This window comes from Rhizobium sp. LjRoot30, from assembly GCF_964253915.1.
Taxonomy (GTDB): domain Bacteria; phylum Pseudomonadota; class Alphaproteobacteria; order Rhizobiales; family Rhizobiaceae; genus Metarhizobium.
This window is the reverse complement of sequence record NZ_CAXUSG020000005.1, coordinates 300,824-322,455: the sequence shown is the minus strand read 5'-3', so window position 1 is coordinate 322,455 and position 21,632 is coordinate 300,824. Positions and strand designations below refer to the sequence as shown.

At 61.9% G+C, this 21,632-nt stretch carries 22 protein-coding genes; 4 read left to right on the top strand and 18 right to left on the bottom strand.

The features are described from left to right. Nucleotides 1-30: 30 nt before the first annotated feature. The gene (gene mazG / locus ACSQ3I_RS13385) at nt 31-864 is read left to right on the top strand and encodes a nucleoside triphosphate pyrophosphohydrolase (protein WP_435999585.1); all 834 of its coding nucleotides are present in this window, start codon (nt 31-33) and stop codon (nt 862-864) included. Nucleotides 865-966: 102 nt separating this feature from the next. Beyond that, nucleotides 967-2,220 carry a diguanylate cyclase gene (locus ACSQ3I_RS13380; RefSeq protein WP_435999583.1) on the top strand — a complete coding sequence of 418 codons (1,254 nt, stop codon included), beginning with the start codon at nt 967-969 and terminating at the stop codon, nt 2,218-2,220. A 25-nt stretch (nt 2,221-2,245) separates the two neighbouring features. Here the strand turns inward: ACSQ3I_RS13380 and hflX are convergent, their stop codons facing one another. The 9 genes from hflX to dusB form a co-directional block, all read right to left on the bottom strand. Continuing rightward, nucleotides 2,246-3,589 (bottom strand): GTPase HflX, encoded by a 1,344-nt coding sequence (hflX, locus tag ACSQ3I_RS13375; RefSeq protein WP_435999581.1) that lies wholly within the window; start codon nt 3,587-3,589, stop codon nt 2,246-2,248. Between the two features lie 77 nt (nt 3,590-3,666). After that, nucleotides 3,667-3,909 (bottom strand): RNA chaperone Hfq, encoded by a 243-nt coding sequence (gene hfq, locus ACSQ3I_RS13370; RefSeq protein WP_018325164.1) that lies wholly within the window; start codon nt 3,907-3,909, stop codon nt 3,667-3,669. A gap of 114 nt (nt 3,910-4,023) precedes the next feature. Then, nucleotides 4,024-4,887, bottom strand: a complete 864-nt coding sequence (locus ACSQ3I_RS13365; protein ID WP_435999578.1) for a D-amino-acid transaminase — start codon at nt 4,885-4,887, stop codon at nt 4,024-4,026. 21 nt (nt 4,888-4,908) lie between these two features. Then, nucleotides 4,909-6,285: a Trk system potassium transporter TrkA gene (gene trkA, locus ACSQ3I_RS13360; protein WP_435999576.1), complete on the bottom strand. Its 1,377-nt coding sequence runs from the start codon at nt 6,283-6,285 to the stop codon at nt 4,909-4,911. A gap of 39 nt (nt 6,286-6,324) precedes the next feature. After that, entirely contained in the window at nt 6,325-7,689 is a 1,365-nt protein-coding gene (gene ntrX / locus ACSQ3I_RS13355) for a nitrogen assimilation response regulator NtrX (protein WP_435999574.1), read from the bottom strand. Then, nucleotides 7,679-9,952 carry an ATP-binding protein gene (locus tag ACSQ3I_RS13350; protein WP_435999679.1) on the bottom strand — a complete coding sequence of 758 codons (2,274 nt, stop codon included), beginning with the start codon at nt 9,950-9,952 and terminating at the stop codon, nt 7,679-7,681. Before ACSQ3I_RS13350 ends, ntrX begins: the two co-directional genes overlap by 11 nt. A 326-nt stretch (nt 9,953-10,278) precedes the next feature. Beyond that, complete coding sequence (gene ntrC / locus ACSQ3I_RS13345) at nt 10,279-11,730, bottom strand: nitrogen regulation protein NR(I) (RefSeq protein ID WP_435999572.1); 1,452 nt, start codon at nt 11,728-11,730, stop codon at nt 10,279-10,281. After that, complete coding sequence (locus tag ACSQ3I_RS13340; RefSeq protein WP_435999570.1) at nt 11,727-12,875, bottom strand: two-component system sensor histidine kinase NtrB; 1,149 nt, start codon at nt 12,873-12,875, stop codon at nt 11,727-11,729. Before ACSQ3I_RS13340 ends, ntrC begins: the two co-directional genes overlap by 4 nt. After that, a complete protein-coding gene (dusB, locus tag ACSQ3I_RS13335) occupies nt 12,872-13,897 on the bottom strand; it encodes a tRNA dihydrouridine synthase DusB (protein WP_435999567.1) in 1,026 nt (341 codons plus the stop codon). The genes ACSQ3I_RS13340 and dusB overlap by 4 nt, the downstream gene beginning before the upstream one ends. A 150-nt stretch (nt 13,898-14,047) precedes the next feature. Here dusB and ACSQ3I_RS13330 point away from each other — a divergent pair, with 150 nt between their 5' ends. Together ACSQ3I_RS13330 and ACSQ3I_RS13325 are read left to right on the top strand one after the other, a co-directional pair. Further along, nucleotides 14,048-15,262, top strand: coding sequence for a bifunctional 2-C-methyl-D-erythritol 4-phosphate cytidylyltransferase/2-C-methyl-D-erythritol 2,4-cyclodiphosphate synthase (locus ACSQ3I_RS13330; RefSeq protein ID WP_435999565.1), 1,215 nt, complete (start codon nt 14,048-14,050; stop codon nt 15,260-15,262). Next, nucleotides 15,259-15,759: a CinA family protein gene (locus ACSQ3I_RS13325; protein WP_435999563.1), complete on the top strand. Its 501-nt coding sequence runs from the start codon at nt 15,259-15,261 to the stop codon at nt 15,757-15,759. The genes ACSQ3I_RS13330 and ACSQ3I_RS13325 overlap by 4 nt, the downstream gene beginning before the upstream one ends. Nucleotides 15,760-15,849: 90 nt before the next feature. Here the strand turns inward: ACSQ3I_RS13325 and ACSQ3I_RS13320 are convergent, their stop codons facing one another. The 9 genes from ACSQ3I_RS13320 to ACSQ3I_RS13280 form a co-directional block, all read right to left on the bottom strand. After that, nucleotides 15,850-16,155 carry a hypothetical protein gene (locus ACSQ3I_RS13320; RefSeq protein ID WP_435999561.1) on the bottom strand — a complete coding sequence of 102 codons (306 nt, stop codon included), beginning with the start codon at nt 16,153-16,155 and terminating at the stop codon, nt 15,850-15,852. Nucleotides 16,156-16,242: 87 nt separating this feature from the next. After that, nucleotides 16,243-16,701 (bottom strand): type II toxin-antitoxin system RatA family toxin, encoded by a 459-nt coding sequence (locus ACSQ3I_RS13315; protein WP_435999559.1) that lies wholly within the window; start codon nt 16,699-16,701, stop codon nt 16,243-16,245. Between the two features lie 9 nt (nt 16,702-16,710). Continuing rightward, entirely contained in the window at nt 16,711-17,277 is a 567-nt protein-coding gene (locus tag ACSQ3I_RS13310; protein WP_435999557.1) for an AAA family ATPase, read from the bottom strand. 75 nt (nt 17,278-17,352) lie between these two features. Next, nucleotides 17,353-18,327, bottom strand: coding sequence for a lipoyl synthase (gene lipA / locus ACSQ3I_RS13305; protein WP_435999555.1), 975 nt, complete (start codon nt 18,325-18,327; stop codon nt 17,353-17,355). Between the two features lie 35 nt (nt 18,328-18,362). Then, entirely contained in the window at nt 18,363-18,611 is a 249-nt protein-coding gene (locus ACSQ3I_RS13300; RefSeq protein WP_435999553.1) for a GlsB/YeaQ/YmgE family stress response membrane protein, read from the bottom strand. Between the two features lie 6 nt (nt 18,612-18,617). After that, nucleotides 18,618-18,902, bottom strand: a complete 285-nt coding sequence (locus ACSQ3I_RS13295; protein ID WP_435999551.1) for a hypothetical protein — start codon at nt 18,900-18,902, stop codon at nt 18,618-18,620. Between the two features lie 43 nt (nt 18,903-18,945). Beyond that, nucleotides 18,946-20,391: a dihydrolipoyl dehydrogenase gene (gene lpdA / locus ACSQ3I_RS13290; RefSeq protein ID WP_435999549.1), complete on the bottom strand. Its 1,446-nt coding sequence runs from the start codon at nt 20,389-20,391 to the stop codon at nt 18,946-18,948. An 18-nt stretch (nt 20,392-20,409) separates the two neighbouring features. After that, on the bottom strand, nt 20,410-20,985 hold the full coding sequence (locus tag ACSQ3I_RS13285; protein WP_435999547.1) for an N-acetyltransferase family protein: 576 nt from the start codon (nt 20,983-20,985) through the stop codon (nt 20,410-20,412). A gap of 2 nt (nt 20,986-20,987) precedes the next feature. Beyond that, the gene (locus ACSQ3I_RS13280) at nt 20,988-21,632 is read right to left on the bottom strand and encodes an SGNH/GDSL hydrolase family protein (protein ID WP_435999545.1); all 645 of its coding nucleotides are present in this window, start codon (nt 21,630-21,632) and stop codon (nt 20,988-20,990) included.

The following is a 21,632-nucleotide window of genomic DNA, read 5'->3' as shown; positions in this document are numbered from 1 at the left end:
CGACACATGACGACAAACGGAGGCGCTCCGATGGAGGCATCGAAGGATATTTCGCGGCTGATCGAGATCATGGCCGCGCTGCGCAATCCGGAAGGCGGCTGCCCCTGGGATATTGTCCAGACGTTCGAGACCATCAAGCCCTACACGATCGAGGAGGCTTACGAGGTTGCCGACGCCATCGAGCGCAACGACCTTGACGACCTCTGCGACGAGCTTGGCGACCTGCTGCTGCAGGTGGTGTTCCATTCTCGCATGGCCGAAGAGGCCGGCGCCTTTGCCTTTGGCGACGTCGTCGAGGCGGTAACGGCAAAGATGATCCGTCGCCATCCGCATGTGTTTGCCGTTTCAGGCGCGGTAACTGCCGAAGACGTCAAGGTGCAGTGGGACGACATCAAGCGCCAGGAAAAGCTTTTGCGCGCCGAACGGCGGGCGAAGAGCGGCATCGTCGAGGATTTCAAGGCGGGTCATCTCGGTTCGGTGCAGCGCAGCTTTCCGGCGCTGACAGAGGCTTTGAAGATCCAGGAGCGGGCCGCGAAGGTGGGCTTCGACTGGTCGGAGCCAGAACCGATCCTCGACAAGATCGAAGAAGAAATCGCCGAACTGCGGGAAGCCCTGAAAGAAGGGCGCAAGGACAAGGTGGCCGACGAACTCGGCGACCTCATCTTCGCCGTCGTCAATATCGGCCGCCACGTCAAGGCAGACCCGGAACAGGCTCTGCGCGGCACCAACACCAAATTCCGCCGCCGCTTCCACCATATCGAGACGGAACTGGAGGCCAATGGTGAAAATCTCGATGACGCGACGCTGGAGCGGATGGAAGCCCTCTGGCAGGCCGCAAAGACAATAGAGCGCCAGCTTGCGTGAGAAGCCGCTTATGTACAACTGCATAAATTGAGACAGTGCAACCTAATTCTTCCTTAAGCACTTGCCAGCATCATGCAGGGCGTCGAGGAAAAACGGTGGGCCATGTCGACTGCAAAAGCGTTTGGAAAATCTTCCAGAGAGATTGACCCGAGGGAAACGGCGCGACTGGCGGCCCTTGCGCAACTGGATCTGCTCGACACACCCAAGGACGAAGGGCTTGAGCGGATCGTCCGGCTGATCAAGGAGATATTTTCCGTCGATATCGGTCTTATCTCGCTGATCGATGCACACCGGCAATGGTACAAATCCTGCTCCGGCCTTTCTGCCGAAGGGGTGCCCCGCGAAGATAGTTTCTGCCGCTATGTGGTCGTTCAGGAGCAACCGGTCGTCGTCCAGGACGCCTCGAAAGACGGGCGTTTTTCAACCCACCCAGCCGTCACCGGAGAGGAGCATATCCGGTTCTATGCCGGTGTTCCGCTGTTGAACAGGGATGGCCATGTCCTCGGCACCGTTTGCGCCATCGATCACCAGCCGCGTTCTTTCGGCAACCGCGATCTGAGGATCCTCCAGGAACTGGCCGGCGCGGCGATGGACCGCATCGAACTTCTGCAATACTCGGCGAACGACGGCCTGACCGAGGCTCTGACGCGACGCGCCTTCAAGCAGGAGGCGGACGAACTTCTGTCGCTCGCCCTCCGCCAGGGACATGACCTGTCCTGCATCGTCTTGGACATCGACCACTTCAAGCAGGTCAACGACACCTGTGGCCATGCTGCGGGCGACGACGTTCTCAAAACTGTTGCTTCGATCTGCAAGAGCGTGCTGGGCGCAGGCAATCCCTTTGGCCGCTTGGGCGGCGAGGAATTCGCGATCCTGCTGCCGAAGGTCGACCGCAACGGGGCGATGATCATGGCCGAGATGATCCGGGCTGCGATTGCGGAACGACCGATCACCGGCGCCTTCGGTTTCCGGAATGTCACCGCCAGCTTCGGCGTATCGTCGCTGTCGATCGTCGGCAAGGATATCGACACGCTTTTGGCCCAGGCCGATGCAGCCATGTACAAGGCCAAGCAGACCGGAAGAAATCAGTGCATCAGCTGGAGCACGATGAACCAGCAACAGGCCACCGGCGCCAGACGCAGGGTGCTGAAAGCCGGCGCCATCATCTTCAACAATCGGCGCTCCGCCGTGGACTGCACGGTCAAGTCTTTGGGCTGCGACAGCGCCGGCTTGTCCGTCTTCAATTCAGCCGGCATACCGAGCGAATTCATCCTCGCCATCAAGGGTGAGGGTTTTGAAACGAATTGCCAGATCATTGCGCAGGACCGGCAGAATATCGAAGTGATTTTCCGGTAGGAACTTGGCGGCAGACAAGGAGCGGTCAACGCTCCCAGTCTTCGCTTTCCGGCTTTGGTCCGTTACCGAGCTTGCGCTCAAGTTCCGCCGCCTGGGATTCAGACATGCGGACATCGAGCGTCACGGACCCATCTTCGTTATCCGTCCGCTCGTCGATGATGGCGTTGTTGTAGACCCAGGAAACCAGCGAGAGCTTTTCCGGCGGTAGGGTGATCGCGGTTTCCGTGAGCACGCCGGAAAGGCGCTGTGAAATCTCGTCCATCAGCGCATCGACGCCCTGCCCGCTTGCCGCCGAGAGCGCGACAGCGTTCGGCTGCGTCTCAGCCTTGTGCGTCAGTGCCTCAGCCGCTTCCGGTTCCAGCCGGTCGATCTTGTTCCAGACCTCGATCATGCGGTTTTCACGATCCTTCTCATCGATACCGAGATCGCTGAGAATACGCAGGACATCCGCCGCCTGCGCGCCGTTGTCCGGATCGGCCATGTCACGCACATGCAGGACGATGTCCGCTTCCAGCACCTCTTCCAGCGTGGCGCGGAAAGCGGCGACCAGATGCGTCGGCAGGTCGGAAATGAAACCGACGGTGTCGGAGAGGATAACGGTGCGGCCGTGCGGCAGCTTCATGCGTCGCAGCGTCGGATCGAGCGTCGCAAACAGCATATCCTCGGCCAGAACACCGGCACCGGTGATACGGTTGAACAACGTCGACTTGCCGGCGTTGGTATAACCGACCAGCGCCACGATCGGATGCGGCACCTTGCGGCGCTTGGCGCGATGCAGCTGTCGGGTGCGCACCACCTGCTCCAGCTCACGTTCGAGCCGGACGATTCGATCCTGCAGCAGCCGGCGGTCGGCTTCGATCTGGGTTTCACCCGGGCCGCCCATGAAACCGGCGCCACCGCGCTGGCGTTCAAGGTGGGTCCAGCTGCGGACAAGGCGGCCCTTCTGGTAGTTGAGATGCGCCAGCTCGACCTGCAGCGTGCCTTCCTTGGTGGAGGCACGACGACCGAAAATTTCCAGAATGAGGCCGGTACGGTCGATGACCTTGGCGTTCCATTCCTTTTCGAGATTGCGCTGCTGTACGGGGGTCAGCGGATGATCGACGATCACCAGGCCGGCATTGAACTCGTCGAGCGCCGCCTTGATCTCTTCCATCTTGCCGGTGCCGAGCAGGGTCGCGGGGCGCGGCTGCGCCACCGAAACCACAAGGCCGAGCATCACTTCGAGATCGATCGCCTGGGCCAGACCCTTGGCTTCTTCGAGACGGCTTTCGCTGGAGCGCGCGGGTGATTGCGGCGCCGCTTCGCCGGCTGCGCCTCTGCCGCCGCGCCGTTCCGCCTTGAGGACGGGAACGATGACGACGGCGCGCATGTCATCCCGGGGCTTCTTGTCTTCCGGGATGATCGATTCGCTGGATGTATCGCGATTTGTAATAGGGTTTAGTCCTGTCAGGATGCGGATTCTTCGCTCTCGAACATCTGCATCGGCTGGCCGGGCATGATGGTCGAGATCGCATGCTTATACACGAGTTGCGAATGACCGTCACGACGCAACAGAACGCAGAAGTTGTCGAAGGAAGTGACGACGCCTGTCAGTTTAACGCCATTGATGAGAAATATCGTGAGTGAAATTTTTTGCTTGCGTACAGTATTGAGAAACAAGTCCTGCAAGTTCTGAGAACGTTCCGCCATCGCGCCGCTTCTTTCTTTCGTTTTTTGCCGATCCCGCTCGACCGGTTGGATATACCGAAATTGTCCCAAAGGGCGCAAAGCTGTTGCCGCACCCTGTCCCTCAAAGCCTAGGTATCAAATCGCAGTCTTTTCCGCAATGTCGAAAAAGGCTTCACGAATTTTCTGTGACATGCCGCCGGGATGACCGTTGGCGATGGTCCTTCCATCGATTTCGACGATCGGAAAACAGATTGATGTCGCTGCCGTAATGAACACTTCGCGGGCGGCCAGCATCTCTTCGACGGAAAACGCTTCCTCGCGAATCGTGATGCCTTTGGCGGCGGCTATATCCATCAAAGTCGTGCGGGTGATGCCGCGCAGGATGCCGTGATCAGCGGGGCGGGTTCGCAACACACCCTCGTGATCGACGATCCAGACATTCGTCGCAGCCCCTTCGGTGACCATGCCGTTGGGATCGACATAGATCGCTTCCTGGGCACCGGCCTCCTTGGCCTGCTGGCGCGCCAATGCATTCGGCAGAAGGCCGACCGTTTTGATATCGACCCGGTCCCAGCGGTTGTCGGGCAGCGTGATCGCCTTGATGCCGTTGGCATTCTTCCTGGCGATGATCGACGGATCGGTGCTCTTGGCCGTCACCACCACCGTCGCCGGCGTGCCCTCCGCCGGGAAGACGTGATCGCGCCGCGCCGCGCCACGCGTCACCTGCAGGTAAAACAGACCATTCTTGACCCGGTTGCGTCGCAACACCTCGCGGATCACCTGCGACAACGCCGTCCGGCTCATCGTCAGGGTGATGCGGATCTCGCCAAGCGAACGCTCCAGCCGCTCGAGGTGCCGCGTCAGGTCGACGATGACGCCGTGGCGCACCTCGCAGACTTCATAGACGCCATCGGCGAACTGGAAACCACGATCCTCGATATGGACCGCTGCATCCGAATGCGGCAGGTAGCGTCCGTTGACATAGGCAATTCTGGGCATGACGCCTCGACCTCGTTTCGTTCAAAAATACTGGATGGAGACCCGGAACAGCTGTTCCACATGGCGCACGGCCGCAAGCGTGGCGAAGAGCACGACGCGGTCCCGCGCCTTGATCTTCATATCACCGCTTGGCCGCAATACGGCGCCGTCGCGGTAAAGCGCGCCGATGCGCACGCCTTCGGGCAGGTCGAGGTCGCGAAAAATCTTGCCGACGAGCGGAGAGGTTTCGAGGGCTTCCGCCTCGATGACTTCAGCGCCCCCCTTCTGCACGCTATAGACCGAACGGATGCGACCTTTGCGGACATGCTGCAGCACGCGCGACACCGTCACCGCCTTTGGATCGACATAGGCCTCGACGCCGATCGATGTTGCCAGCGACTGGAAGGACACGTCGTTGAGCAGGACGAGATTCGACTTGCAGCCCAGCTGCTTGGCCATGACGGCGCTCAGCATGTTCGACTGGTCGTCATTGGTGAGCGCAACGAGCAGGTCGGCATCCTGCACGCCGGCTTCCATGAGGATCTTCTGGTCGAGGACCGAACCGTGGAGCACGATGGTGTTGCGCAGCTGATCGGAGATCGCCTCAGCGCGGGCGCGACCACGCTCGATGATCTTGATGCGGGTCCGCGGCTGCTTTTCCTCGATGGCGTTGGCGACATAATATCCGATGTTGCCGCCGCCGGCGATGACGATGCGCTGCGCTTCCTTTTCCTCATGGCCGAAAAGATCCAGCGTCCTCTGGATGTGTTCCTTCTTGCAGATCAGATAAGCAAGGTCGCCAACGACCAGCCGATCCTGCGAACGCACGGCCTCCGCCTTGCCATCGCGGAAAACGCCGACAACCGTCGCGACAAGATCGGGGAACAGCTGACTCAGCTGCGCCAGCGGGGTATTGACGATCGGGCAGTCCTCCATGCATTCGATCGCCATCATCACGATATGATCGTCGGCAAAACGCACGATGTCGTCTGCGCCCGGAAAGGCGATGCGGCGCAAGACCATCTTGCCGACCTCGATTTCCGGCGAGATGATGACGTCGATCGACACGTGGGCACGGCTGAAGAGATCGGCATATTCCGGCTTCAGGTAGTTCTGGGCGCGAATGCGGGCGATCTTGGTCGGCACGGAAAACAGCGCATGCGCCACCTCGCAGGCGACGATGTTGACTTCGTCATGCAACGTCACGGCGATGATCATGTCCGCCTGGTCGGCCCCAGCTTTGGCGAGAACGTCCGGATGGGCGCCGTGGCCGACATAACCGCGCACGTCGAGCGTTTCGGTGACCATGTCGATCAGCACTTCGGACGTATCGATCATCGAGACGTCGTTGTCTTCCTGTGCAAGCCGTTCGGCGATGCCGAAACCCACCTGCCCCGCACCACAAATGATGACCTTCATGCTGGCTGTTCCGATCGAGGTGTCATGCGGTCCCTGGGCTTACACTCCCAGGGACTTGAGCTTGCGGTGCAGCGCCGAGCGCTCCATGCCGACAAATTCCGCCGTGCGCGAAATATTGCCGCCAAAGCGGTTGATCTGTGCGATCAGATAATCGCGCTCGAACATTTCGCGGGCCTCACGCAGCGGCAGCGTCATGATGTGGTAGTCGCCCTTGGTCGAGACCTTCGGCAGCATGTCGCCGAGATCGGTCGGGAGCATATCGGCGGTGATGGCCGAGTCCGGGCCGTCGGTGCGTGCGAGGATCATCAGCCGCTCGATGTTGTTGCGCAGCTGGCGGATGTTGCCCGGCCAGTCATGGGCCTGCAGCACCGCCATGGCATCGTCACCGATCTTGCGGGCGCGGATGCCTGCCTGCTCGGAAATCTGCCGCATGAACATGTCGACGAGGAACGGAATGTCCTCGCGCCGCTCGGCCAGCGCCGGAACACGGACGGGCACGACTGCCAGCCGGTGATAGAGGTCTTCGCGGAAAGAACCTTCGGCAATCAGGCTTTCGAGATTGTAGGCTGTCGAGGAGATGACCCTGACATCGACCTTCACCCGCTTCGAACCGCCGACACGCTCGAACTGCTGGTCGACCAGCACGCGCAAAATCTTGTTCTGGGTTTCGCGCGGCATTTCGCCGATTTCGTCGAGGTAAAGAATGCCGCGATGGGCCTCTTCCAGAGCGCCGATCTTGCGCGCCTGGCCGGGGCTTCCCTCGGTGCCGAACAGGGCAATTTCCATGCGGTCGGGGGTGATCGTCGCGGCATTCAGCGCCACGAAGGGGCCGCTGGCGCGGGCCGACTTCTTGTGCAGCATGCGCGCCACCAGTTCCTTTCCGGAACCGGAAGGCCCGAGGATCATGATGCGGCTGTTGGTGGGGGCTGTCTTGTCGATCGTCTGGCGCAATTGCGAGACGGCGACGGAGGTGCCGATCAATTCGACCGCATCACCTGTCCGCTTCTTCAGTTCGGTGACCTCGCGTTTCAGCTTCGAGGTTTCCAACGCCCGTTCGGCAATCAGGATCAGCCGGTCGGACTTGAAGGGTTTTTCGATGAAATCGAAGGCGCCGCGGCGGATGGCCGAAACCGCGGTCTCGATGTTGCCGTGGCCGGAGATCATCACCACGGGCAGGTCCGGATGGCGGCTCTTGATTTCATCCAGCAGCGACAGGCCGTCGAGCTTGCTGCCCTGCATCCAGATGTCGAGAAACACCAGCCGCGGCACGCGATCGGAAATCGCCGCCAGCGCGCTGTCACTGTCATATGCGGTGCGCGTTTCATGGCCCTCGTCGGAAAGGATGCCCGAAACGATCTCGCGAATATCTTCTTCGTCGTCGACGACCAGAATATCAGACGCCATATGCACTTTCCTTGCTATTTTCTGTCGCCATGGTCGGCGGGATGTCGAGGCGCGGCAAAAGCACCCGGATCATCGCTCCCCTGCCATGGTCGAAATCTGCGGGGGCATCATGCAATTCGAGCTGCCCGCCATGTTCTTCAATAATCTTCTTGACGATGGCCAGCCCGAGGCCCGTGCCCTTCTCGCGCATCGTCATATAGGGTTCGAGAATGCGGTGCCGGTTTTCTACCGGCAGTCCCTTGCCGTTGTCGATGACGTCGGCAACGAAGCGGTCCAGCGCCGGTTCGAAGTGGCAGCGTACCAGGATCTTGCGTTCGTCGCGCACTTCGTCGCTCGGCACCGCCTCGATCGCCTCGACGGCATTCTTGATCAGGTTGCCGAAGGCCTGGCCGAGCATGCGGGCATCGAACATGCCTTCCAGCGGCTGATCGCCGAGTTCGCGCATGAAGTGGACGTGGGTGTTGCCCATCTCGCGCAGGAACACCGCGTCGCGCAAAATGTTGCGCAGGTCGGTCGGTTCCTTGGTCGGCTTCGGCATGCGGGCGAAGGCGGAGAACTCGTCGACCATGCGGCCGATGTCTTCCACCTGCCGGACGATCGTATCGGTGCATTGATCGAAAACGCCGCGGTCGGCATCGGCGATCTGCTTGCCGAAACGGCGCTTGATGCGTTCGGCCGACAGCTGGATCGGCGTCAGCGGATTCTTGATCTCATGAGCGATTCGACGGGCGACATCAGCCCAGGCGGTGGAGCGCTGGGCAATGACGAGATCGGTGATGTCGTCGAGGGTGATGACGTAGGAATCCTTGGAATCGCGGGCTTCCTCGCGCGTCACCTGCACGCTCAGGGTCCGCTCCTTGCCGCTGCGCATCAAGTTGATCTGCTTGCGGAAATCGGTGCGGTTGCGGGAGGCTGCCTCGCTGAGGACGTGATCGATCTCTGGTGCCACGTCGGCAATGTTCTTGCCGATCAGGTCATCTGCCGGCAGCGCCAGGAAAAGCTCGGCGGAGGGATTGACGATGCTGATCCGCCGGTCGTCCTCGACGCCGATGACCGCGGCGGTCACGCCCGACAAAACCGCCTCGATGAAGCGTCGGCGATCGTCCACCTCGTCCTTAGCCTCCAGGATTTCGTCCCGCTGGCCACGGATTTCCGAAATCATCTTGTTGAAGGTACGCGACAGGCTGCCGACGTCGCCATCGGCGGCCCGCACCGGCACGATGACATTGAGATTGCCGCTGGCGACGCTGTCGGCGGCGCTGATCAGCAGCCGGATCGGCCGGACGATACGGTCGGCGACAGCAATCGCGGTCCAGATGGCGGCCAGCAGCACGATCAGGGCGAACCCGAGATAAAGCACAGCGAAAGCGATCTGCAGCGAGGTGCGTGACGCCTCCATCGCCTTATACTCGGCGGTGTTTTCCTCCATCATCCGCATGGCGGACATGACGCGGGGATCGACGGCGCGGATCGTGTAGAGGAAGGCGCCGGGAATGTCGTCGAGCTTCATGATGGCGCCGACGAGATTGGTGACGCCCGGCGGGATGAGCGTCGGCTGGCCGGCGGCGGAGGATTCCAGCGCATCCTTGGGAATTGCCGGCAGCGGCTTTTCCGTTTTCACGTCGGCCTGGACGATGGGAGAGCCGTCGGCGCGCACCAAGAAGGCGCCGAGCATGCCACGACCCTTGGCCTGACGGGTCATCAGTTCGATGAAACCGTTTCGATCCAGGTTGAAGAGGGCGCGGTTGCGTTCCAGGTCGTTGGACATGGAAACCGTCTGGCCCTGCAGGTAGCTGGCATTTTCCAGCATGTAGGCCTGTGCCACATTCATCGAGGAACTGACGATCGACTGGGTGCGCAGCGAAAACCAGCGGTCGAGGCCGACATTGAGGGTGATACTGGCAAAGATCGCCACGAGGATAGCCGGCGTAATCGCCACGATGGAGAACAAGACGACGATGCGCACATGCAGGCGCGCTGCGGCGCGGCCGCGTCGCCTTGCCTTCAGGAGCCGGCCGATCTCGCGGCCGATCAGCACGGCAAGGCCGGCAACGAAAAGCGAATTCAAGACGGCGGAAGCGATGACGACATTGGTGGTCGGTGCAATCGGCGTCAGGCCGAGCAGCACGAACAGCGTCAGGACGGCGCAGACCAACGCACCGCCGGCAAGACCGATGCCCGGCAGAGCGAAGGACGCACGACGATCCTGCGCATTCGCACCGGTCTCGTCATCCACCAAAGGCGTCATCATCCCCTCCGACATCGCCGGCCGCGACTTGCGACGCAGACCTTCCACCATGTTGCAGCACCGGAACCGGAACGAAATGGCCAAAGGGAAAATGCAAACGATTTGCGTGAGCCGGAGTAACCTCCACCCGCCGCCGCAAAGCCATGTCGCGTCGCTCGGACCGACTTACTCGCAACCGTTCAGAAATCCCCGAACCATATCCCGCCAGGTCCGACCGGCATCCAAAACAAACCCGAAACTCCGGCAAAGCCGGAGCAGACTCGGTGCCTATCTGGAACAACCCGCTGCGTGACCTTTAAGCAACGCAATGTGGCGAAAATGCAACGCAGCTTCCGACGATGTCAAGCCGTCCGCGAGCTGCGATAGACCGATACGCCGAGTTCGCGGATCTTTTTCCGCAGGGTATTGCGGTTGAGGCCGAGCAGGTCGGCCGCCTTGATCTGGTTGCCGCGCGTGGCGGTCAAGGCCGCGAGAATCAAGGGATATTCCATTTCGCTCAAAACGCGGTCGTAGAGGCCTGGCGGCGGCAGCTTGTCCCCGAAGGAGGAGAAGTAGACACGCATGTTCTCCTCCACCGCCTGGGCGATGGTGACCGAGCCGGAGCGGACGCCGGCCTTCTCGATCGGGCTGTCCGGCACGTCGGAGCGCAGTTCCTGCTCGATGATCTCGCGGGTGATGACATCTTGCGGATAGAGCGCCATCAGGCGGCGGATCAGGTTTTCCAGTTCACGCACGTTGCCCGGCCAGGCATAGGCCTTCATCAGTTCCAGCGCTTCGGTGTCGAAACGCTTGGTGCCGAGCCCTTCCTTCTCCGCCTGCTGGATGAAGTGGCGGACGAGATCGGGAATGTCCTCGGCGCGGTCGCGCAGCGGCGGCAGGCGCAGCGGCACGACGTTGAGGCGGTAATAAAGGTCCTCGCGGAACAGGCCCTGGTTGATCGACTGCTTCAGGTCCTTGTTGGTGGCGGCGACGATGCGCACGTCGGTGCGGATCGGCGTGCGGCCGCCGACGGTGGTGTATTCGCCCTGCTGCAGCACGCGTAGCAGCCTTGTCTGCGCATCCATCGGCATGTCGCCGATTTCGTCGAGGAACAGCGTGCCGCCCTCGGCCTGCTCGAAGCGGCCGGTGGAGCGGGTCTGGGCGCCGGTGAAGGCGCCCTTCTCATGGCCGAACAGTTCCGATTCGATCAGGTCGCGCGGGATCGCCGCCATGTTGATGGCGACGAAGGGGCCGTTGCGGCGCTTGCCGTAGTCGTGCAGCGCCCGGGCCACAAGCTCCTTGCCGGTGCCGGATTCGCCGGTGATCATCAGCGTCAGGTCCGTCTGCATCAGGCGGGCCAGCACGCGATAGATTTCCTGCATGGCGGCGGAGCGGCCGACCAGCGGCATGCCGTCCTGCATGTCGTCGTCGAGCTTGGCCGGCTTGCGCTTCGGCTCGGAGAGCGCCCGGCCGATGATGGCGATCAGTTCCGTCAGGTCGAAGGGTTTCGGCAGGTAGTCGTAGGCACCCTTTTCCGATGCCTTGATGGCGGTCATGAAAGTGTTCTGGGCGCTCATAACCAGCACCGGCAGGTCGGGCCTGGCCTTCTTGATGCGGGGCAGCAGGTCGAAGGCGTTTTCATCCGGCATCACCACGTCGGTGACCACCAGGTCGCCCTCGCCGGCGGAAATCCAGCGCCACAGCGTCGCGGCGTTGGATGTGATGCGCACATCGTATCCGGCACGGCTGAGGGCCTGGTTCAGCACCGTCCGGATGGCTGCGTCGTCATCGGCGACAAGGATGGTGGCGGTCATCGGTTGTTTCCTGTGGCAATGGGAGGAGTATCGTCGAGGGCGATGTCCTTGGAGACGGGCATCAGCACGCGGAATGTCGTTCGGTGGTTCTGGCTGTCGCATTCGACGATGCCGCCATGGCCGCCGATGATCTTGGCAACCAGCGCAAGGCCGAGGCCGGAACCGTTGGTCTTGGTGGTGATGAAGGGATCGAAGAGATGCGGCAGCAGGTCGGCGGGCACGCCCGGGCCGTTGTCGTGGACGCAGAATTCCAGCGGCAGCGAGATCTTTTCCCGCGTCCCGGCGACCGAAAGCCGGATGCCCGGACGATAGGCGGTCGTCAGCGTGATCTCGCCTTCCGGTCGGTCACCGACGGCTTCGGCGGCATTCTTGATCAGGTTGAGGAAGACCTGCACCAGCTGGTCGCGATTGGCGAAGACCGACGGCAGCGACGGGTCGTAATTCTCGGTGATCTTGATGTTGCGGGCAAAACCGGCCTTGGCGACCGCCTTCACATGGTCGAGCACGGAATGGATGTTGATCGGCTGGCGATCGACGGGCCGCTCATCGGAAAACACCTCCATGCGGTCGACCAGCGAAACGATCCGGTCTGTCTCATCGCAGATCAGCCGCGTCAGCGTCCGGTCCTCGTCGCCGACGGAGGTTTCCAGAAGCTGCGCGGCGCCGCGGATGCCGGAGAGCGGGTTCTTGATCTCGTGCGCCAGCATCGAGGCAAGGCCGGTGACCGAGCGGGCGGCGGCGCGATGCGTCAGCTGCCGGTCGATCTTGTCGGCCATGGAACGTTCCTGGAACACCACCACGACAGATCCCGGCTCGTTGGAGACCGGCGCGACATAGATATCCACCAGCTTGTCCTGCCCCAGCCGCGGCGAACTGAGGTCGACACGATATTCGTTGACCGGCGCCCGGCGCTCGCGCACCTGGTCGATCAGCGCCAGCAGCGGGCTTCCGAAGGGAATGAAGGTCGAGATCCGGTAGCGCGCGAGATGCGCGGCGCTGGCGCCGAAAAACGCCTCCGCCTCCCAATTCGCAAAAGCGACGAGGCCCGCCTCGTTGACGAGGACAACCGGATGCTGGATGGAGTTGAGAACGGCCATCGCAAGGGCGTTGCCGCTTGACTGGGCCGGATGCGAATCGGAACTCATGCTGCCTCCCGTTCCGGTGCGGCGGCGAAGGACGTGTCGCTCAGTGCCTGTTGCAGCATCCTCGCGACGGTCTCCGCCTCCTTGCCGGTCATGATCGCCACCTTGGCATCGGCGGGCAGGCCGGGCGCAAAACGCTCCAGATACCAGCCGAGATGTTTTCGCGCGTGCCTGATGGCAACATGCTCGCCGTAGAATTCCAGCATGGCGCGGTAATGCTCGACAGCGATGGCGGCAATCTCGCCGCGCGCCGGCGCCGCATGGCCGGCGAGCCAGCCCGCATGCCACGGGCGCCCCTGGCAGGCCCGGCCGACCATCACCGCATCGGCACCGGACCGGCGCAGGATTTCCATCGCGTCTTCGGGCGTATCGACGTCGCCATTGGCGATCAGCGGAATGCGGACGGCCTCACGCACGGCGCGGATCGCGTCCCAGTCCGCCCTACCCTCGTAAAACTGCATGCGGGTCCGACCGTGAATGGTCACCAGCTGGATGCCGGCCGCTTCGGCGCGGCGGGCGATTTCGGGGGCATTGATGGAGTTTTCGTCCCAGCCGAGCCGCATCTTCAGCGTCACCGGCACAGAAACCGCCTTCACCGTCGCCTCGATCAGCGACAGGGCCAGATCCGGTTCGCGCATCAGCGCCGAGCCGGAATAACCGCCGGTCACCTTCTTGGCCGGGCATCCCATGTTGATATCGACGATATCGGCGCCGTTGTCGGCGGCGATGCGGGCCGCCTCGCCCATCCAGTAGGCTTCGCGGCCGGCGAGCTGCACCATATGCGGCTTCAGCCCCGCGCCTTTCAGCCGCGCCCAGGATTCCTGGGCGTTGCCGACCAGTTCACGGCTCGCCACCATTTCCGTGACGACCAGGCCCGCGCCGTAGCGCCAGGCCAGTTGCCGGAACGGCAGATCGGTAACGCCGGACATCGGAGCGAGGATGACACGATTGCGCACCGGGACACTCCCGATTTCGAAAGGCGCAGCAAGAAAAGCGGATGTCAAATGGTCATCTTTCGGGCACATCTTATCAGTGCACTATTTTTAGCCAGTAATATCGCGCTTGCCAAGGGGGCACCGAGGCAACCGGTATTTTTTAGGCAAATGCTGGAAAAGAACAGGGGGAGCCTGTAGAGCTTGGGCGATACTGACCGTGTAAAGGAATTTGCCGAACAAATGCAATCCACGAGTATGATGTCCATCGGCGTGGTGGTGGTTGCTGCCGGACGCGGCGAACGCGCAGGCTCTCCGCAAGAGGGGCCGAAGCAATACAGGGCCATCGGCGGCAAGCCGGTCATCGCTCATACTTTGGAGCAATTCGCCCGCTGGCCAACCCCGGTCCGGATGTGCGTGGTCATCCATCCCGACGACGAAATCCTCTTTCGGGACGCCTTGCGATTCGTCGACGGTCTGGAAGGTCTGCGGGTGGTGCATGGCGGCCCGTTGCGGCAGGAATCGGTGCTCAACGGGCTACGCGCGTTTCAAGGCACGGATGTGACGCATGTCATGATCCATGATGCGGTACGCCCGTTCGTCGATCATGTCGTGCTCGACCGCGTCGTTTCCGCATTTGCAGCCGGCGCCGAGAGCGTCCTGCCCGCGGTGGCGGTGGCAGACACGCTGAAGCGCGGCTCGCCGGAAGGATTTGTGATCGAGACCGTGTCGCGCGCCGGCCTGCATGGCGCCCAGACGCCGCAATCCTTTGCCTACCCGCTGATTCTCGAAGCGCATGAGAACGCCGCTGCTGCCGGCCTGACGACATTCACCGACGATGCGGCCATCGCCGAATGGGCCGGGCATCCCGTGACGCTCGTCGAAGGATCGCCCGACAACATCAAACTCACCGTGAAACGGGACATCGCCATGGCCGACGAAAAACTATCCGCCCGGCACCTGCCGGACGTGCGCACCGGCAACGGCTATGACGTGCATCAACTGGAAGCCGGTGACGGGGTGACGCTCTGCGGCATCTTCATTCCACACGACCAGAAACTCAAGGGACATTCGGATGCCGACGTGGCGCTGCATGCCCTGACCGACGCCCTTCTGGCCACCTGCGGCGCCGGTGATATCGGCGACCACTTCCCGCCGTCGGATCCGCAATGGAAGGGCGCGGCATCGCGCATTTTCCTCGCGCATGCGGCCGGCATCGTGCGTGACCATGGCGGCACGATCATGAACGCCGATGTCTCTCTGATTGCGGAAGCGCCGAAGGTCGGACCGCATCGCGTGGCGATGCGCGAAAAGCTGGCGGAGATTCTCGGTATCGATCTCGACCGTTGTTCGGTCAAGGCAACCACCAACGAGAAGATCGGCTTCATCGGCCGCCGCGAAGGCATTGCCGCCATTGCAACGGCGACCGTTGTCTATCGGAGAGAGGCCACCAAATGAGCCTTTTCCCGGCGGATATCGAGGCACAGGCTTCCGAGATCATCAGGCGATTCACGCAACGTCACTTGATGGTCGCTACGGCAGAATCGTGCACGGGCGGGCTGATTGCCGGGGCACTGACGGATATTGCCGGGTCGTCGGCCGTCGTCGACAGGGGATTTGTCACCTACACCAACGAAGCCAAGCAGCAGATGCTTGGCGTCCGGCAGGACACGCTGTTGCAGTTCGGCGCGGTCTCGAAGGAAACGGCACTGCAGATGGTTCACGGTGCGCTCTACCGATCACGAGCGGGAATTGCCGTTGCGGTAACCGGCATTGCCGGGCCGGGAGGCGGATCGGAGGCCAAGCCGGTCGGCCTCGTTCACCTTGCGGCAAAATCGAGAAGCGGAGCGCTTATGCATCGGGAAATGCGGTATGGCGACATCGGCCGCACCGCCGTTCGGCTGGCAACAGTCAGGACGGCGTTTGAGATGATCCTGTCGCTGTCGGCAGAGTGAGGGCGCGCGGTCACGCCCTGTCTGTTTGTTTCTACGCAATTCCAGCAAAACCTCTCCTCATTTTTGCTGGAGTTGCTTTAGCGCGAGACGTCAATAACCGCCGTCATTGTCCGGTACGCGAATGACGTTGGGGCCCTGCACCGGCTCCTCGCCATAGATGATGTCTTCCTGCCGATCGAGGCGTGCCCGCTCGCGCCGGCGCTCTTCGAAATTGCGCCGCTCGGCCCGTTCGCGACGCCGTTCGTAATATCGGTCGTCACGTTCGAAGGAACGATCGACATTGTAGCCGCTATAGCCGTCGTAACTGCTGTAGCTATATCCACGTTCGCCATCGACGCAGCCTGCAAGCGGCAGGCTGGCGAGCAGGATGATCGCCGGTACACTGAATGATTTCACGAGACTCTCTCAACAAAAAGCGCTGTCTTCGGTGAAGACGTGCAACGATGCGATGTTATTCGCCGCAGCCACGAAATCCAAATAAAATCAGACGGACGCTGCCGTTCCGTAGATCGTGTCCGCCCGCTTTTCGAAGGCCTCGGCAAACATGCGGAAGGCACGGTCAAACATCGAGCCCATCAGCGCGCCGAGGATACGGCTCTTGAATTCGTAATCGATGAAGAAACGCACGTCGCAACCTTTGGCAGCCTCTTCGAAGCGCCAGCGATTGTCGAGATATTTGAAAGGCCCGTCGATATATTTGACGTCGATGATGCGCTCGGCCTTGTTCAGCAGCACCTGGGTGGTGAAGGTCTCGCGGATCGCCTTGTAGCCGACCGTCATGTCCGCAACCAGCAGCACCTTGCCGTCGCGCTCCTTGCGGGAACGAACAACCAGCGCCTCGCAGAGCGGCAGGAATTCGGGATACCGCTCGACGTCGGCGACAAGATCGAACATCTTCTCGGGGGAATGCAGGACAGGACGGGTGGTTTCGAATTGAGGCATGGCCGAGAGCTAATGATCCTCTGCAATTCTTGCAAGTAGGCAGTTGGTCGCTGCCCGGGATTTCAACACCAGAACCGGGACATGCGGTCCGTACTTCGCCAGGTTTTCCTCGATTTCCGGAGTTTCCGTCTTCTCGAAATTCCAGATGTAGCGCAGGAATTCGAGATCGATTTTTTCCGGGCAGCCATCGGCCATATCCGGACGCGAGCGTCCGTAAAACCGCAGCCAGCGGGAGATGACGCCGTAAAGCGACACCCGGCGCGGCGGGCGGAGCCAGAGGACAAGATCCGTGCGCGGCAGCCGCAACGCCAAGGTGCCGGGGCTGGTACCGTCGATGATCCAACGTTGCTGTGTGACGACGGCCTCCAGCCGCGCCCGCGCCTCCGGTCGCGGCCGCATTTGCCAGCCGGGCAACCAGAAGATTTCCCGGTCCATGGAGACATGGGGCAGGTCAAAACGAGAGGAGAGTTTTTGCGACAGCGTGCTTTTGCCGCTGCCGGAACAGCCGATGATCAACAGCCGCTCGGCAACCTTCAGTTTCCCGGCCGCTTCATCGATGGTGATCGAAACCGTCATCGCCGTTCCCTTCCCGAAATGAAAAACCCCGCCGTCGGGCGGACGGCGGGGCTTATAGGAAGACGAAACGAATGTCTATTCCGCGGCAGCGAGAAGCTTCTTTTCGCGCGCTGCCCGCAGCCGGGCGAAATCGTCGCCGGCGTGGTGCGAGGAGCGGGTCAGCGGGCTCGACGCCACCATCAGGAAACCCTTGGTGTACGCCACCGTCTCGTAGGACTTGAACTCGTCGGGGGTGACGAACCTTTCGACCTTGTGATGCTTGCGGGTCGGCTGCAGGTACTGGCCGATGGTCAGGAAGTCGACATCCGCGGTGCGCAGGTCGTCCATCAATTGCAGCACTTCGTTGCGCTCCTCACCGAGGCCGACCATGATGCCGGACTTGGTGAACATCGTCGGGTCGAGTTCCTTCACCCGCTGCAGCAGGCGGACGGAATGGAAATAGCGCGCGCCCGGACGAACCGTCAGGTAGTTGCCCGGAACGGTTTCCATGTTGTGATTGAAGACGTCCGGCTTGGCGGCGACCACACGCTCCAGCGCGCCTGGCTTCTTCAGGAAGTCGGGCGTCAGGATTTCGATGGTCGTTTGCGGCGAAGCGGCTCGGATTGCCCAGATCACCTTCTCGAAATGTTCGGCGCCACCATCGGCCAGGTCGTCACGGTCGACGGAAGTGATGACGACGTGGGACAGCCCCATCTCCTTCACCGCCTTGGCGACGTTTTCCGGTTCGGCCATGTCGAGCGCATTCGGCTTGCCGGTGGCGACATTGCAGAAGGCGCAGGCGCGGGTACAGATCTCGCCCATGATCATGAAGGTGGCGTGCTTCTTGTCCCAGCACTCGCCGATATTGGGGCAGCCCGCCTCTTCGCAGACGGTGACGAGCTTGTGCTCCTTCACGATCGATCGGGTTTCCGCATAACCTTTGGATGTCGGCGCCTTGACGCGGATCCAGTCCGGCTTGCGCATGACTTCCGTGTCGGGCCGATGGGCCTTTTCCGGATGCCGTACGCGTTTTTCTTCCGAAGGTATCGTCCTGTCGAGAATGGTAACCATAAAAACCTGCTTTCAACCGCATTCCATGCGGGGCGTCAGCGCCTGACGATCTTGGCAAGGAATAGCAAAATGCACGAGCCGACGAAACCCTGTACCAAGTAACCCAGCCATCCGCTGGCAACATGGATGTTCGCGCTGTCGAAGATGGCGTTGGCGAGAATTGCGCCGACGACACCGATCACGATGTTCATCAAGATGCCGAAGCGTATTCCCATCAGCTTGCCGGCAAGCCAGCCTGCCAGACCACCGATGACGATGGTCGCAATCCAACCTATTCCATCCATACCGCGCTACAGCCTCCGTCTCCGAGCAACAATCGATATCAGCATCAGGCCATAAGCACCAATCGCTGCATGCAACACCTGCGCCAGGAAGGGAAAGTCAAATCCTGGAACCAGCTGAAGAAGCGACATCTCCAGCCATTCCGCCAGCAAACACCCCATCGCCGCGCCGGGAAGCGTCTTTGACAGGTGTCCGATGAAGCGTCCGCCTATCGTCAACCGTGCCAACACCGCAACCACCACCCCTGCCAGCAGGATGGCGACCCACGGTATGGTAACGTCCCCCTCTGACATGGCGATTTCCCGCTCCCTTTACCAGAGCCGCCGCGCACACTCTTCAGGCATTCAGCGCCCGGCCGTAAGCGTCGAGCACGCTTTCCTTCATCGTCTCGGAAATCGTCGGATGCGGGAAGATGGTGTGCATCAGTTCCTCTTCCGTCGTTTCCAGGTTCATGGCGACGACAAAACCCTGGATGAGTTCGGTCACCTCGGCGCCGACCATATGGGCGCCGAGCAACTCACCGGTCTTCTTGTCGAAGATCGTCTTGACCAGACCCTGGTCCTCGCCGAGCGCGATCGCCTTGCCGTTGGCGACGAAGGGGAAACGGCCGACGCGGATGTCGCGGCCTTCCGCCTTGGCTTTGGCTTCGGTGAGACCGACGGAGGCGACCTGCGGGTTGCAGTAGGTGCAGCCCGGGATCTTCGCCTTGTCCATCGGATGGACGTTCGGCAGGCCGGCGATCTTTTCGATGCAGATCACTGCTTCGTGCTCGGCCTTGTGAGCCAGCATCGGCGGGCCGGCGACATCGCCGATCGCGTAGATGCCCGGCACGCTGGTCTTGCCGTAACCGTCGATGGCGATGAAGCCGCGATCCGTCTTGACGCCAACCGCCTCAAGGCCGATGTTTTCGACATTGGCCTGAACGCCGACGGCGGAGATCATTCGGTCTGCGGTGATCGTCTCCTTCGAGCCGTCCTTCTTCTCCACGGTGGCGGTGACGGAGTTCGCACCCTTCTCCACCTTGGTGACCTTGGCTTCCAGCAGGATCTTCATGCCCTGCTTGTCGAACTGCTTCTTGGCCAGCGCCGAAATCTCGGCATCTTCCACCGGCATCACCTGGCTCATCACCTCGACGACGGTCACATCGACGCCCATGGTGCGGTAGAAGGAGGCGAACTCGATGCCGATGGCGCCGGAGCCGACGACCAGCAGCGACTTCGGCATTTCCTCCGGCTTCATCGCCTCGAAATAGGTCCAGATCAGCTTGCCGTCCGGCTCCATGCCCGGCAATGCCCGCGGGCGGGCGCCGGTGGCGATGATGATGTGCTTGGCAGTATAGGTGCCCTCGCCCTTGGCATTCTTCGGCAGCGGCGCCTGAGGCTGCTGGATGGGCTTGGTGGTCTTGGCGACGACGATTTCGCCCGGCTTGGTGATCTTCGCCTCACCCCAGATGATATCGACCTTGTTCTTCTTGAACAGGAAGCCGACGCCGCCGTTCATGCGCTCGGCGATGCCGCGTGAGCGGGCGACGATGGCCTTGAGGTCCGGCTTGATCGTGCCTTCCAGCGTCAGGCCGTAATTCTTGGCGTGCTGGGCGCTGTGCAGCACGTCTGCTGAGCGCAAGAGCGCCTTGGTCGGGATGCAGCCCCAGTTGGAGCAGATGCCGGCGAGATGCTCGCGCTCGACCACGGCCACCTTCATGCCGAGCTGTGCCGCCCGGATCGCCGCGATGTATCCGCCCGGGCCGGAGCCGATGATGATGACGTCGTAGTTGTCAGCCATGGTGTTTCTGCCTCCGTCTCAAGCCGCGTTGCGGGTCATCAGGACCCATTCGTGCTTCTTGCTGTTGTCGTATAGCGGCACCGCCTCGCAGCGCGCCGCCTCTGCAAATCCCAGACTTCCATACAGCGCCTGGGCGGCGTCATTGTAACTCTCGGTAATCAGGCTGACCGGGCCGCCGCCGGAGCGGGCGATCTGATCTTCCATCAATTCCCGCCCGATGCCGTATCGCCGGTGGCGGCGGTAGACGGCCAGGCTATCCACGAACCAGTGCCCGGCAAGCGGGCGCTGCAGGACCAGCAGCGGCTCCAGCGCCGGATGGTCGGACGGCGCTGTCGCAACCGTTTCATCCAGCCGGTAACCGACCGCTAGGCCGGCAACGTCGCCGCCGATTTCGGCGATCACCGCGTCGCGCCAGCCCCCCTGCTGCTGGTCGTCGCGCATGCGGCTGCGACCATGTTCCATCGCCGTCTCGCTTTCGCCGCGCAGCACGCCGCCATACCAGAGCCATGTGGCGAAGCTGTGCGAGGCGATGTCGATCAGCACCGCCAGTTCCGCTGCATCCCGCCGCTCCGCTGGACGGAGCATAACGGGCATGATCACAATCCCAGCATGACGCGCACGATCGGCTCCAGCCCGCGGCCGATGGCGCGGGTGTTTTCCGCATCGAGATGCACGCCGTCGAGCGGAGTCGTTGCCGCCACCGATCCGGCATCGAAGAAACCGCAGCCGAGTTCATCGGCCAGATCACGGTAGAGCGTCGCCAGATGGGCGGATTCTTCCACACCGCCGGCAAACATCGCAGCAAAGGCGGCATTCGCCGTTTCGCAGATCGGCGGCGGTGAGACGATGAGGATGTCGGGCCGTTCGCCGTTGTCGATCGACCAGGCATGATGACGAACCAGCCCTACCAGCCGTTGGATGCCCTGGGCTGCGCCGAAGGCCGTGCCACAGATCACCGGCTTCATATCGTTGGCACCGAGCAGGATGATCACCAGATCGATGGGATCGTGGCTGTGCAGGATCGTCGGCAGGATGCGCGCGCCGTTGCGGTCGCAATCGGCGAGATGATCGTCATAGGCGGTGGTGCGGCCGTTCAGGCCTTCCGCAATCACGGTAACGGACGGACCGAGCGCCTTGGCAAGCACGCTCGGCCAGCGATCCTCGTAGGCATGGCGGCCGACCGTGGCCGCATCATACCCCCAGGTCAAGGAGTCACCGTAGCACAGAACGGTTTTCGTCAC

Coding starts and splice junctions, on each gene's coding strand:
- ACSQ3I_RS13285 (WP_435999547.1), bottom strand. CDS start 20,985: ATGCCCGTTATGCTCCGTCCAGCGGAGCGGCGGGATGCAGCGGAACTG.
- ACSQ3I_RS13310 (WP_435999557.1), bottom strand. CDS start 17,277: ATGACGGTTTCGATCACCATCGATGAAGCGGCCGGGAAACTGAAGGTT.
- ACSQ3I_RS13315 (WP_435999559.1), bottom strand. CDS start 16,701: ATGCCTCAATTCGAAACCACCCGTCCTGTCCTGCATTCCCCCGAGAAG.
- ntrX (WP_435999574.1), bottom strand. CDS start 7,689: ATGGCGTCTGATATTCTGGTCGTCGACGACGAAGAAGATATTCGCGAG.
- ACSQ3I_RS13340 (WP_435999570.1), bottom strand. CDS start 12,875: ATGAGTTCCGATTCGCATCCGGCCCAGTCAAGCGGCAACGCCCTTGCG.
- ACSQ3I_RS13295 (WP_435999551.1), bottom strand. CDS start 18,902: ATGTCAGAGGGGGACGTTACCATACCGTGGGTCGCCATCCTGCTGGCA.
- mazG (WP_435999585.1), top strand. CDS start 31: ATGGAGGCATCGAAGGATATTTCGCGGCTGATCGAGATCATGGCCGCG.
- ACSQ3I_RS13300 (WP_435999553.1), bottom strand. CDS start 18,611: ATGGATGGAATAGGTTGGATTGCGACCATCGTCATCGGTGGTCTGGCA.
- ACSQ3I_RS13330 (WP_435999565.1), top strand. CDS start 14,048: ATGCAATCCACGAGTATGATGTCCATCGGCGTGGTGGTGGTTGCTGCC.
- trkA (WP_435999576.1), bottom strand. CDS start 6,285: ATGAAGGTCATCATTTGTGGTGCGGGGCAGGTGGGTTTCGGCATCGCC.
- ACSQ3I_RS13365 (WP_435999578.1), bottom strand. CDS start 4,887: ATGCCCAGAATTGCCTATGTCAACGGACGCTACCTGCCGCATTCGGAT.
- dusB (WP_435999567.1), bottom strand. CDS start 13,897: ATGTGCCCGAAAGATGACCATTTGACATCCGCTTTTCTTGCTGCGCCT.
- lpdA (WP_435999549.1), bottom strand. CDS start 20,391: ATGGCTGACAACTACGACGTCATCATCATCGGCTCCGGCCCGGGCGGA.
- ACSQ3I_RS13325 (WP_435999563.1), top strand. CDS start 15,259: ATGAGCCTTTTCCCGGCGGATATCGAGGCACAGGCTTCCGAGATCATC.
- ntrC (WP_435999572.1), bottom strand. CDS start 11,730: ATGACCGCCACCATCCTTGTCGCCGATGACGACGCAGCCATCCGGACG.
- lipA (WP_435999555.1), bottom strand. CDS start 18,327: ATGGTTACCATTCTCGACAGGACGATACCTTCGGAAGAAAAACGCGTA.
- ACSQ3I_RS13350 (WP_435999679.1), bottom strand. CDS start 9,952: ATGTCGGAGGGGATGATGACGCCTTTGGTGGATGACGAGACCGGTGCG.
- ACSQ3I_RS13380 (WP_435999583.1), top strand. CDS start 967: ATGTCGACTGCAAAAGCGTTTGGAAAATCTTCCAGAGAGATTGACCCG.
- hfq (WP_018325164.1), bottom strand. CDS start 3,909: ATGGCGGAACGTTCTCAGAACTTGCAGGACTTGTTTCTCAATACTGTA.
- hflX (WP_435999581.1), bottom strand. CDS start 3,589: ATGCGCGCCGTCGTCATCGTTCCCGTCCTCAAGGCGGAACGGCGCGGC.